This window comes from Bradyrhizobium sp. STM 3809 (assembly GCF_000239795.1).
Lineage (GTDB): Bacteria > Pseudomonadota > Alphaproteobacteria > Rhizobiales > Xanthobacteraceae > Bradyrhizobium.
On record NZ_CAFJ01000551.1, the window covers coordinates 1 to 11,923 of the forward strand.

General features: G+C 65.9%; 8 protein-coding genes and 2 pseudogenes. 8 read left to right on the top strand and 2 right to left on the bottom strand.

The window, feature by feature from the left end:
- The 5 genes and pseudogenes from BRAS3809_RS25200 to BRAS3809_RS25220 all read left to right on the top strand — a co-directional run.
- Positions 1–369 (top strand): annotated as a pseudogene (locus BRAS3809_RS25200) (site-2 protease family protein); the annotation flags it as partial.
- 222 nt (positions 370–591) lie between these two features.
- Positions 592–1,878 (top strand): ABC transporter substrate-binding protein, encoded by a 1,287-nt coding sequence (locus BRAS3809_RS25205; RefSeq protein WP_008964851.1) that lies wholly within the window; start codon positions 592–594, stop codon positions 1,876–1,878.
- Between the two features lie 72 nt (positions 1,879–1,950).
- On the top strand, positions 1,951–2,826 hold the full coding sequence (locus tag BRAS3809_RS25210) for a branched-chain amino acid ABC transporter permease (protein ID WP_008964852.1): 876 nt from the start codon (positions 1,951–1,953) through the stop codon (positions 2,824–2,826).
- Between the two features lie 2 nt (positions 2,827–2,828).
- Positions 2,829–3,758, top strand: coding sequence for a branched-chain amino acid ABC transporter permease (locus tag BRAS3809_RS25215; RefSeq protein ID WP_008964853.1), 930 nt, complete (start codon positions 2,829–2,831; stop codon positions 3,756–3,758).
- A gap of 8 nt (positions 3,759–3,766) precedes the next feature.
- Positions 3,767–5,236 carry an ATP-binding cassette domain-containing protein gene (locus tag BRAS3809_RS25220; protein ID WP_008964854.1) on the top strand — a complete coding sequence of 490 codons (1,470 nt, stop codon included), beginning with the start codon at positions 3,767–3,769 and terminating at the stop codon, positions 5,234–5,236.
- A gap of 53 nt (positions 5,237–5,289) precedes the next feature.
- Here the strand turns inward: BRAS3809_RS25220 and BRAS3809_RS25225 are convergent, their stop codons facing one another.
- Positions 5,290–6,051 carry a hypothetical protein gene (locus BRAS3809_RS25225; protein WP_240535765.1) on the bottom strand — a complete coding sequence of 254 codons (762 nt, stop codon included), beginning with the start codon at positions 6,049–6,051 and terminating at the stop codon, positions 5,290–5,292.
- 851 nt (positions 6,052–6,902) lie between these two features.
- Here BRAS3809_RS25225 and BRAS3809_RS25230 point away from each other — a divergent pair.
- From BRAS3809_RS25230 to BRAS3809_RS25240, 3 genes are read left to right on the top strand one after another with little or no spacing between them, the layout of a single operon-like run.
- Positions 6,903–7,922: a TRAP transporter substrate-binding protein gene (locus BRAS3809_RS25230; RefSeq protein ID WP_035658418.1), complete on the top strand. Its 1,020-nt coding sequence runs from the start codon at positions 6,903–6,905 to the stop codon at positions 7,920–7,922.
- A gap of 33 nt (positions 7,923–7,955) precedes the next feature.
- Positions 7,956–9,842, top strand: coding sequence for a TRAP transporter large permease (locus BRAS3809_RS25235; RefSeq protein ID WP_008964858.1), 1,887 nt, complete (start codon positions 7,956–7,958; stop codon positions 9,840–9,842).
- A 28-nt stretch (positions 9,843–9,870) separates the two neighbouring features.
- Entirely contained in the window at positions 9,871–11,514 is a 1,644-nt protein-coding gene (locus BRAS3809_RS25240) for an acyl-CoA synthetase (RefSeq protein WP_008964859.1), read from the top strand.
- 225 nt (positions 11,515–11,739) lie between these two features.
- Here BRAS3809_RS25240 and BRAS3809_RS35135 read toward each other — a convergent pair.
- A pseudogene (locus tag BRAS3809_RS35135) lies at positions 11,740–11,923 on the bottom strand (antibiotic biosynthesis monooxygenase family protein); the annotation flags it as partial.

Sequence of the window (11,923 nt, forward strand, 5' to 3'; positions counted from 1 at the left end):
CTGCTCGCGATTGCCTACTCCGGTCTGTTCCTGAACCTGTTCAACCTGCTGCCCCTCTCGCCGCTGGATGGCGGCCGGGTGACGAGCGTCCTCAGCCCGCGCATCTGGCTTCTGGGTGTTCCCTTGCTGTTGGCCCTGATGCTCTACCGTCCAAGCCCGATGCTGATCGTCATCGCGATCCTTGCCGCACCGCAGGTGATGAAGGCCTGGCGCTATGATCCCGGCGCGCCGGAGAACCTTGCCTATTATGGGACCACTCTGCAGACCAAGCTCGAATACGCCGGCGCGTATCTCGGCCTCGCGGCGCTGCTGGCCGTGATGACCTACGACGTGCACGAGATGCTCGGTCAGGTGCGCGCATCTGGCTGAGTGCAAGCCGGCGGGATGCTGCAGCACGGCTCCATTCAGCTCAGCTGTCCGTCCGCCGGAAATCAGTTCCGCAAGCCCCGCGCATCTTCGCTGCGCTGCGGCAAAGCGCGGTGCTCGTGACGCGACCGGCTGAGCTCCACGCCTCGAGCTATGAGCGGATCGCCTCATCACAATGCACTGAACGCAGAGGACGAAGCAACCTGTGCACTTGCCCGCTGGCATGTGGCAGACCAAAGTCCCGCTGCCCGTCAGAGGCATAAGGAATCGGGAGGTCTCATGATTTCGTTCAAATCGTTCTTGCTCGCGAGTTGCGCCACCGCGCTGATATCCTCGGCCGCGTGGGCCGCGGATCCGATCAAGATCGGCGTCATTGCCGAGGCGCAGTCTGTCGCCGGCTCGTCGATTGCGCCGGCCGCGCAGCTGGCCGCCGAGGAGATCAACGCCAAGGGCGGCGTCGATGGGCGCAAGATCGAGATCGTCGTCTACGACAATCATTCATCGTCGGCGGAATCGGTCCGGGCCTTCCAGCGCGCCGTCAGCGAAGACAAGGTCAACGCGGTCATTGCCAGCTACATTTCCGAGGTCGTGCTGGCGCTGGAGCCGTGGGCAGGGCGCCTCAAGACGCTGATGATCACGCCGGGCGCCGCCTCGGACGTCATCACCCAGAACATCGCCAAGAATTACGACCAGCTCAAATACACCTTTCACGGCTACCTGACATCGACCTCGCTGGCCGGTCTCGTCTGCGACGCCGCCAAGGACCTCCTGGTCGAGCCCTACAAGATGAAGACCGCCGTCATCATGAGCGAGGACGCGGCATGGACGACGCCGCTCGACGCCGGCTACGAGAAGTGCCTGCCGGAGATCGGGCTGAAGGTCGTCGACCACATCCGGATGTCGCCCGACACCACCGACTTCACGCCGATCTTCAACAAGATCGAAGGCCTGAAGCCCGACGTCATGATCACCGGCATCTCCCATGTCGGCACCCAGCCGACGGTGCAGTGGAAGAGCCAGCAGGTGCCGATCCCGATGTTCGGCATCTCCTCGCAGGCGACCAACTCGACGTTCTGGAAGGATACCAACGGCGCCGTCGAGGGCGTCATGTTCAATGCCGTTTCGGGTCCCGGCGTGGCCGTCACGCCGAAGACGCTGCCGTTCGTCGACGCCTATCAGAAGAAGTTCGGCAACGTTCCGTCCTACGCCGGCTACACCTCCTATGACGAAGTCTACATGATCGCCGATGCGATCCACCGCGCCGGCGGCACCGATCCCGACAAGATGGTCGAGGCGATGGAGGCCACCGACTATGTCGGGACGATCGGCCGCATCGCTTTCAAGCCGAAGGGTGATCCGAATCCGCACGCGCTGCGCACGGGCAAGGGCTATATCACCGGGCTGATGCTGCAATGGCAGGCCGGCAAGCAGGTCAATGTCTGGCCCAAGGAGCTCGCCGCGGGCACCGCGACCTGGCCGTCCTTCATCAAGCTCAAGGCGGCCAGCAACTGATGCATCGTCGGGCCGCCCGCCAGGGCGGCCCATTTTCTTGGTGCCTCGGTTCGACGTTCGGATCCATTCTCAATGCTTTTCTGGCAGATCTTGATTGATGGCTTTGCCATCAGCGCGCTCTATGCGCTCGGCGCGACCGGCTTCACGCTGATCTTCGGCGTCTCCGGCGTGCTCAACCTCTCGCATGGCGCGATCATGGTCGGCGCCGCAGTCGCCGCCTGGGCCGCGGCCGGCGAGCTCGGCGTCGGACCCTATACAGGCGCGCTCATCGGCGTCGTAGCCGGCCTCGTCCTGGCCTTCGCCACCTACTTCATCGCCGTCAGACCGATTCAGCGCTCCAAGGCGATCGCGGAGTCGGAGAAGGAAATCTTCATTCTCACGGCGACGCTGCTCTGGGGCATCATCATCCAGGAGGCGATCGCATACTTCTTCACCAACAACGCCAAGACCGTGTTGCCGATCGTCGAGGGTGTGACGACGGTGTTCGGCGTGCGCACCCCGCGCAACGAATATTTCACGGCGGTGATCTGCTGGGTCGCGATCGGGCTGCTGTGGCTGCTCGTCAACCGCACGCGGCGCGGCAAGTCGGTCATGGCCGCCTCGATGAACCCGCGCGGCGTCACGCTTCTCGGTATCGAGCTGTCGTCGATCTATCTCACGGTATGGGCGATCTACGGCCTGCTGGCGGGCGTCGCCGGCATCCTGCTCGGCATGTTCTTAGGCGTCAGCTCCTACAGCGTGGGGCCCTTGACGGCGAGTGCGTTCTCGATCGTCGTGCTCGGCGGGCTGGGCAGCGTCTCCGGCTCGCTGATCGCGGCCTATGTGGTCGGCTATCTCGAAACCGCAACAGCCTATCTGATCTCGCCGGCCTATCGCACCATCCCGGCGCTGCTGCTGCTCGTCGTCGTCATGTATCTGCGCCCGCAAGGGCTGTTCGGACGGAGGTGAGCATGCCGGCATTCGTCTCCTCCCGCCTGTTCTGGATCGGCGTGCTCACCGTCATCGTCGCGCTGGTGCTGCCGACCTACGTCTCGGGCTACGTGCTCGGGCTGTTGACGGTCGCGTACTACACGGCCGTGTTCGCGATGTCCTGGGACCTCCTGTTCGGCTTCGCCGGCGAGGTCAATTTCGGTCCGACCTTCCTGATCGGTGTCGGCGCCTATACGGCCGGCATTCTCGACGCGAATTTCTCGCCGGGATTGTCGATCTGGCTGTGCATCGCGGCCGGCGCGCTGGCGGCCGTCGTGGGTGGCGTGGTGCTGGCATTGCCGGCGCTGCGCGTCAGCGGTCCGTATTTCGGTCTCACCACGCTGGTGGCGGTGCTGATGCTGCAGAACTTCATCGTCGTCGCGGCCGGGCTGACCGGCGGCGAGATCGGCCTCGCCGTGCCGGACGTGATCTCGATCGACGCCAAGACTAACTACTGGATCGCGCTCGCCTTCATGCTGGTGTCGGGCGCGATCCTGTTCGGCCTGTCGCGCAGCGCGATCGGCCTGATCCTGCAGGCGAGCGGCCAGGACAAGATCCAGGCCGGGGCGCTCGGCTTCAACGTCACCAAGCACAAGCTGGCGGCCTTCGTCGTCAGCGCGTTCTTCTCCGGCCTCGCCGGCGCGCTGATGGTGTTCTACATGGGCACGGCGTCGGTCTCGACCTTCGTCGATGTCGGCGTCGGCGTGCAGATCATCATCGCGGCCGTGCTCGGCGGGCGGCGCACGGTGATCGGGGCTGCGATCGGCGCGATCTTCCTGATCGGCATGGGCGAGCTGCTGCGGCCGCTCGGCGAGCTCGCCACCCTGATCGTCTCGGTGATCGCGCTCGTGGTCATCCTGTTCTTCCCCGACGGCTTCCTCGGCATCATCAGGGGAGGGGCCAAGGCATGACTCAAGGCATGAACCAAGCTCCCATGCTCGAGGTCAACGGCCTCACCAAGCGCTTCGGCGGCCTCGTCGCCGTGAAGAATCTGAGCTTCTCGATCCGGCCCGGCGAAATCCTCGGCCTGATCGGGCCGAACGGCTCCGGCAAGTCGACCGCGATGAAGAGCGTCATGGGCGTCGAGCGGCCGACCGCCGGCTCGGTGAAGCTCGACGGCATCGAACTCGCCGGCCAGCCGTCGCATCGCATCGCGCGCATGGGCGTCGGTCTCGTGTTCCAGCATTCGCGGCCATTGGCGCGCCAGACCGTGCTGGAGAACATCAAGGTCGCGTTGCTGCCGGACAAGCTGACGCGGCTGTTCGCCGACAAGGATGTCGATGCCAGGGCGCGCGCCATCGCCGAGCGCGTCGGCCTCGGCGGCGTCATCGACCGCCGGCCGCCGACGCTGGCGTTCGCCGATCTGCGCCGGCTCGAGCTCGCAAAGGCGGTGGCGCGCAGCCCGAAGCTGGTGCTGGTCGACGAGCCCTTCGCCGGCCTGACGGCCTCGGAGGTCGCCGACTTCTCCAATCTCATCCGCGAATTCCGCGACGATGGCCGCGCCGTGCTGCTGGTCGATCACAACGTCAAGAGCGTGTCGGCGCTGGTCGACCGCGTGCTCGCGATGTATCTTGGCGAGAAGATCGCCGAGGGCAGGGCGACCGAGGTGATGCAGGACGAGACCGTGCGCCGCGTCTATCTCGGCGGCGCGCTGGTCTCGACCGCGCGCCCCGAGGCGAGCTTCAAGGACGTCACGCCGGCGCTGCAGGTCGACAATGTCGGCGTGCTCTACGGCAAGGCGCAGGCGCTGCAGGACGTCTCGCTCCATGTCCACGAGGGCGAGTTCGTCTCCGTCGTCGGACTCAACGGTGCCGGCAAGACGACGCTGTTCAACGCGATCTCCGGCCTGGTGCCGTATTCCGGCGCGGTGAAATGGGCGGGGCGCAATCTCGCCGGCGGCACGGCGGCGCAGATCGCGCGCGACGGCATCGTGCAATGCCCGGAGACGCGCGAATTGTTCGGCGACATGACCGTGCGCGAAAACCTCGAGCTCGGCGGCAATGCGCTGTCGGACGCCGAGCGGAGCGAGCGGCTCGAATGGCTGTTCGGGCTGTTTCCGATCCTCAAGTCGCGGCAGCCGCAGCTGGCGCGCACGCTGTCCGGCGGCGAGCAGCAGATGCTGGCGATCGCGCGCGCGCTGATGATGAAGCCGAAGCTCCTGATCCTGGACGAGCCGACGCTCGGGCTGGCGCCGGTCATCCTGGAGACGCTGTCGAAGGCGCTCGACCGGTTGCGCGAGACGACGAAGATCACGGTGCTGCTCGGCGAACAGAACGTCACCTTCGCGCTTCCGCACGCCGACCGCGTCTACGTGCTCGATCACGCCAAGATCGTCTGGGAGGGCCCGCCGGATCGCTTCGAGGCCGAAGCCGCGGCGAACTACCTGTGAGAGCAGGGGCAGGGAGCAGGGCACAGCCCTCCCCCTGCCCGGATCTCGGCGACTCAGAAGTTCGGAAACCGGGGAGGGCGCGCCGGCGGCTGCGGCGGCCGGGGCGCGAGGCGCGCGGCGGCGCCGACGGTCGTGGGCTCGGTCTTCGATGCACGGACCGCGCGCGCGAGCTGATCCTGGCTGGCCTGCAACTGCTCGATGGCTTTGGCCTGATCGCGGCTGGCCTGCTCCTGGCTGGCCTTCAGGTCCTGCAGCCCGGTCTGCAGCGTGGCGACGTCGCGCGCGATCTTCTCGACCAACGGCGTGAGGTCTCGTTCGGGCGCCGGCGGCATGTCCCGCTCGGACATTGCTTCCGCCATCGCGGAGGATGGATCGCTGGAGCGTCCGGCTGACGGCTCCGGCACGGGCGATGCCGACGGAGACGGTAAGGCAGGGGTCATCTCGGCGCTCTCGGCCGCGCTCGACCCGGACGTCGCCAAGTCGCGGCCCGCGCTCGGCGAGGCCATCTGAGGGGCGTCACGACGGATCGACTGAATGGCTCCCTCGATGCGATCGGTGACCGTCGTGATGGCCTCCTGATGATCGCGCGCCAAGGTGACGACGGCCCCGACGAGCCCGGCCGACGCCGCGAGCGTGATCGCGGCCTTTGCCACCGGCCGACGCTTGGCTGCCGCGGGCGCCGCTGCGTTGCTGGCGGCATCGGCCGACGGGACCGCTGCTTCGACCGCTTCGATTTCGGCTTCGGCTTCGGCCGCAGCCTGGGCCTCGATGGCCGCAATGCGCTGGTCAATGCGGGCGCGCACCTCGGTGAGCACACGCTGATAGATCTGCTCGCAGATCTCGTTGTCGGGCGACAGCGCGACATCACCCGGATCAACTTCCTTCGGCGTCGACTGAACTGACATGGTCCTGGGTCCTGTACGCGAAACGCCCGTGCCAAATCCCCGCCAGCGATGTGCCGGGGGGCTTTGACCAAACGAAGACTGAGAGGTGGCCAGTGAGAGGCGATTTCGCACACGCAGATTTGTCGTTCACGAAACTCGTTCCCCGAACGCGGCCGGAGCGCGCGCGGCGGAGAGCTCAATGAGGGGCATGATCGGAGGACGAACGAATGTCCATTTGGGGAGAATGCCTTGCTGCCATCACATCAGCCGGAACTCTGTGCCCGACCCACGCGGTGCCTGACGCGCTCTGACGCGAGCACGGTGTGTTTGTGTCTGGCGCCAGCGAGACCTCCCATCTGAAGCCCGATCGATTGTCACCAGCCTGCACGAGGAGACCCAGGGCGCGACATCACCATCCGCAACGAAACCGCCCGACTCGGGATACGAGTACCCGGACGGGGAACCGGTCCCAAGCCCACATGAGCGATTCGCATAAGGTATATTATGGAATATTTATATGCTGAGGAAGATCAGAGGCTTGGCGTCAAAACCTCGACTCCGTTGCAGCCGCGGCGCGTTCCGGCACGGCTCTCACGCGTCTCGCCGATGGCATCGCCGCGGCCCGCGCAAGCCCGTCCAGCGCGATGCCGGTGAATGCCGATATTGCTGCTGCGGCCCATCGCTGCAATAAGCGCTGGTGACGCTCGACGACGCGCCGTCGGATTCGGATCGGCGACGTCGAGCGAATGCACCAAGAAGAAGCTTCTCAGGGAGAAACGAGAATGAGCCTGTCACGACGCGCGCTGTTGAAGGCCAGTGCGGCTTCGGCCGTCCTGGGTGGGATCGCGGCCCCGCATGTCGCGCGCGCGCAGAGCGCCGAATTTACCTACAAATATGCCAACAACCTGCCGGACACGCATCCGCTGAACGTCCGCGCCAAGGAGATGGCGGCGGCGATCAAGGCCGAGACCAACGGCAAGTTCGACCTGCAGATCTTCCCGAACAACCAGCTCGGCTCCGACACCGACATGCTGAGCCAGATCCGCTCCGGCGGCGTCGAGTTCTTCACGCTCTCCGGGCTCATCCTGGCGACCCTGGTGCCGGCGGCGTCGATCAACGGCATCGGCTTCGCGTTCCCGGACTATGACACGGTCTGGAAGGCCATGGACGGCGATCTCGGCGCCTATGTGCGCGGCCAGATCACCAAATCCGGCCTGATGGTGATGGACAAGATCTGGGACAATGGCTTCCGCCAGACGACGTCGTCGACCAAGCCGATCAACGGCCCGGACGACCTCAAGGGCTTCAAGATCCGCGTGCCGGTGTCGCCGCTGTGGACCTCGATGTTCAAGGCGTTCGAGGCGGCGCCCGCCTCGATCAACTTCAGCGAGGTCTATTCGGCGCTGCAGACCAAGGTCGTCGAGGGCCAGGAGAACCCGCTGGCGATCATCTCGACCGCCAAGCTCTACGAGGTGCAGAAGTACTGCTCGCTGACCAACCACATGTGGGACGGCTTCTGGTTCCTGGCCAACCGCCGCGCCTGGGAGGCCGTGCCGGCCGACATGCGGGCCATCGTCGCCAAGCACATCAACGCCGCCGCGGTGAAGGAGCGCGAGGACGTCGCCAAGCTCAATGCCGGCCTGCAGGCGGATCTCGCTGGCAAGGGCCTGACGTTCAATCAGCCCACCATCGCGCCATTCCGCGACAAGCTGCGCACCGCCGGCTTCTACGCCGAATGGAAGGGCAAGTATGGCGACGAAGCCTGGGGGCTGCTGGAAAAGGCCGTCGGCAAGCTGTCGTAACCGGGTCTGATCTGCGCGCGTTCGGGTGACGTCATGGCGCATGCCGAGTTCACGGAAATCACCATCAGCGAGGTGGTCATCGAGACCCCTCGCCGCTGGTCTTGGCTGCACCGCCTGGAGGCCCTGCTCGGTCTCCTGGTCGAGATCCCGGCCGCGCTGCTCGTCGTGGCCGAGATCGTCATCCTGTTCGCGGGCGTGGTCGCGCGCTACGGCTTGCACCGGCCGCTGATCTGGTCGGACGAACTGGCGTCGATCCTGTTCCTGTGGCTCGCGATGCTCGGCGCCGCGGTGGCGTTCCGCCGCGGCGAGCACATGCGGATGACGGCAATGGTGGCGCGCGCAAGTCCCGGCTTGCGCGCCTATCTCGACCTGGTCGCGACCACAGCCGCGCTGGCGTTCCTCGTGATGATCGCCTGGCCGTCCTGGGAGTACGCTTACGAGGAAAGCTATATCACCACGCCGGCGCTGCAGATCTCCAACATCTGCCGCGCCGCGGCGCTGCCCGTGGGCATCGGCCTGATGGCGCTGTTTGCGCTGATCCGCCTCGCCCGCGCCGCCAACGTCCGCACCATGCTGCTGGCCCTCGTATCGATCGCGGCGATCCTGGCGCTGTTCTGGCTGGCGCAGCCGGTGCTGAAGCCGCTCGGCAACCTCAACCTCGTGATCTTCTTCGTCGGCGTGGTCGGCTTCTGCGTCTTCGCCGGCGTGCCGATCGCCTTTGCCTTCGGGCTCGCGATCTTCGGCTATCTGGCGCTGACCACGCGCACGCCGCTGATGGTGCTGGTCGGGCGCATGGACGAGGGCATGAGCCACCTCATCCTGCTCTCGGTGCCGCTGTTCGTCTTCCTCGGCCTGCTGATCGAGATGACCGGCATGGCGCGCGCCATGGTCGCATTCCTGGCGAGCCTGCTCGGCCATGTCCGCGGCGGGCTGCATTACGTGCTGGTCGGCGCGATGTATCTCGTGTCCGGCATCTCCGGCGCCAAGGCCGCCGATATGGCAGCGGTCGCGCCGGTGCTGTTTCCCGAAATGAAGGCGCGCGGCGCCAAGCCCGGCGATCTCGTCGCTTTGCTCGCCGCCACCGGCGCGCAGACCGAAACCATTCCGCCGAGCCTGGTGCTGATCACGATCGGCTCGGTGACCGGCGTCTCGATCGCGGCGCTGTTCACCGGCGGCCTGCTGCCGGGCGTGGTGCTCGCCATCACGCTGTGTACGCTGGTGTGGTGGCGCTACCGCAACGAGGACATGAGCGGCGTCCGCCGCGCGACGGCTGCCGAGATCGGCAAGGCCTTCGTGGTGTCGGTCCCTGCCCTGGCCCTGCCCTTCGTGATCCGCGCCGCCGTGGTCGAGGGCATCGCCACGGCGACGGAGGTCTCGACCATCGGCATCGTCTACGGCGTGCTCGCCGGGCTGCTGATCTATCGCAGATTCGACTGGCGCCGGCTGATGCCGATGCTGATCGAGACCGCGGCGCTGTCGGGCGCCATCCTGCTGATCATCGGCACGGCCACCGGCATGGCCTGGGGCCTGACCCAGTCCGGCTTCTCGCGCTCGCTGGCGGCCGCCATGACCGGGCTGCCGGGCGGGCCTGCGACCTTCATCGCGGTCTCGATCGTGGCCTTCACCATCCTCGGCAGCGTGCTCGAGGGCATCCCGGCGATCGTGCTGTTCGGGCCGCTGCTGTTTCCGATCGCGCGCACTGTGGGCGTGCACGAGGTGCATTATGCCATGGTGATCATCCTGGCGATGGGAATCGGCCTGTTCGCGCCACCGTTCGGGGTCGGATATTATGCGGCCTGTGCGATCGGCCGGGTCGATCCCGCCGAGGGTATCCGGCCGATCTGGGGCTACCTGCTGGCGCTTCTCATCGGCCTGATCATCGTTGCGATTTTTCCGTGGATTTCGATCGGGTTCCTGTAAACTCTTGAGGTGACAAGGGAGGGCAGCCATGAGCACCAACCAGTACCAGCTCGGCCTCGACAAGAACCCCGCCAACTACGTGCCGCTGACGCCGCTCAGTTTCCTGGCGCGCAGCGCGGCCGTCTACCCCGATCACGTCAGCACGGTCTACGAGGGCCGCAGCTTCACGTGGCGCCAGACCTATGAGCGCTGTCGCCGCTTCGCGTCCTATCTCGCCGGCCGCGGCATCGGCACCGGCGACACCGTGGCGGCGATGCTGCCGAACATCCCCGCGATGAACGAGGCGCATTTCGCCGTACCGATGACCGGCGCGGTGCTGAACACCCTCAACATCCGCCTCGACGCGTCCTCGATCGCGTTCCAGCTCGATCACGGCCAGGCCAAGATCATCCTGGTCGATCCGGAATTCTCCGGCGTCATCAGCGAGGCGCTGAAGCTGATGAGCGGGCCGAAGCCGTTCGTGATCGACGTCGACGACGCGTCCTACAGCGGCGGCAGCCGCATCGGCGAGATCGAGTACGAGGCCGTCGTCGCCGCGGGCGATCCCTCCTTCGAGCCGCGCCGTCCCGCCGATGAGTGGGATGCGATCGCGATGAGCTACACGTCGGGCACCACGGGCAACCCCAAGGGCGTCGTGACGCATCACCGCGGCGCCTATCTCAACGCCGTCAGCAACATCCTTGCCGGCGGGCTCGGCCAGCACCCGGTCTATCTCTGGACCCTGCCGATGTTCCACTGCAACGGCTGGTGCTTCCCCTGGACCATGGCGGCCGCAGCCGGCGTCAATGTCTGCCTGCGCAAGGTCGAGCCGACCAAGATCTTCGAGCTGATCAAGACGCACGGCGTCACCCACATGTGCGGCGCGCCGATCGTTTACAATGTGCTGATCAACGCACCCGATGCGCCCAAGGGCAAGCGTGAGAAACCTGTCGTGGGCCTGATCGCCGGCGCCGCGCCGCCGGTGGCTGTGCTCGAGGGCGCCGAGAGCATCGGCATCAAGCTGACGCATGTCTACGGCCTCACGGAGGTCTATGGCCCCGCCTCCGTGTGCGCCGAGCAGCCCGGCTGGGACGACCTGCCGGCGCCGGAGCGCGCGCGGCTGAAGCGCCGCCAGGGCGTGCCGTACCCCCTCCAGGAAGCCGTCACCGTGCTCAATCCGGAGACGATGCAGGAGGTGCCGCGCGATGGCGAAACCATCGGCGAGGTCATGTTCCGCGGCAACATCGTCATGAAAGGCTATCTCAAGAACGAGAAGGCCACGCAGGACGCGTTCGCCGGCGGCTGGTTTCACACCGGCGATCTCGGCGTGCTCGACGAGCACGGCTACGTCATCATCAAGGACCGCTCCAAGGACATCATCATCTCCGGCGGCGAGAACATCTCATCCGTCGAGGTCGAGGACATCCTCTACAAGCACCCGGCTGTGCTGTTCGCCGCCGTCGTCGCCAAGCCCGACCCGAAATGGGGCGAGGTGCCTTGCGCCTTCGTCGAGCTGAAGGACGGCGCCCAGGCCACGGAAGCCGAGATCATCGCCTATTGCCGCAGCCACATGTCCGGCTTCAAGACGCCAAAGGTCGTGGTGTTCGGGCCGATCCCGAAGACGTCGACGGGGAAGATCCAGAAGTTCCTGCTGCGAAATGAGGTGAATTCGGCGAAGGCGATCTCGGCTTAGACACATGAGTAGGGCGGGTTAGCCGCAGGCGTAACCCGCCGCACCGGTGTCGTGGATCATGGCGGATTACGCTGCGCTAATCCGCCCTACTCATCACGATCTACCAAGCCGTTTCCGCTTAGAGGTTGTGCATAATATCAGCCCAGTCGTCATTGCGAGCGCAGCGAAGCAATCCAGAGTCCTCGTGTCGCCCTGGATTGCTTCGCTGCGCTCGCAATGACGGGGCTAAACATTCCTGCTCTTGTCTGGATAGTATTGCGGCGCTTCGCGGCGGTCGTACATGCCGTAGTCTCTCGTGACTTCGACGACGCGGATATTGTCGGCGCCGGGCTCAGTGAGGAGTTGCGAGCTTAGCACAACGCCGGTGGCTTCGTCCGGCAGCTCGATCAAATGCGCAAAGCGACCATCG

What these genes read in the sequence shown, in the direction of transcription:
- BRAS3809_RS25210 (WP_008964852.1), top strand. Translation starts at nt 1,951, where the DNA reads ATGCTTTTCTGGCAGATCTTGATTGATGGCTTTGCCATCAGCGCGCTC.
- BRAS3809_RS25215 (WP_008964853.1), top strand. Translation starts at nt 2,829, where the DNA reads ATGCCGGCATTCGTCTCCTCCCGCCTGTTCTGGATCGGCGTGCTCACC.
- BRAS3809_RS25220 (WP_008964854.1), top strand. Translation starts at nt 3,767, where the DNA reads ATGAACCAAGCTCCCATGCTCGAGGTCAACGGCCTCACCAAGCGCTTC.
- BRAS3809_RS25230 (WP_035658418.1), top strand. Translation starts at nt 6,903, where the DNA reads ATGAGCCTGTCACGACGCGCGCTGTTGAAGGCCAGTGCGGCTTCGGCC.
- BRAS3809_RS25235 (WP_008964858.1), top strand. Translation starts at nt 7,956, where the DNA reads ATGGCGCATGCCGAGTTCACGGAAATCACCATCAGCGAGGTGGTCATC.
- BRAS3809_RS25240 (WP_008964859.1), top strand. Translation starts at nt 9,871, where the DNA reads ATGAGCACCAACCAGTACCAGCTCGGCCTCGACAAGAACCCCGCCAAC.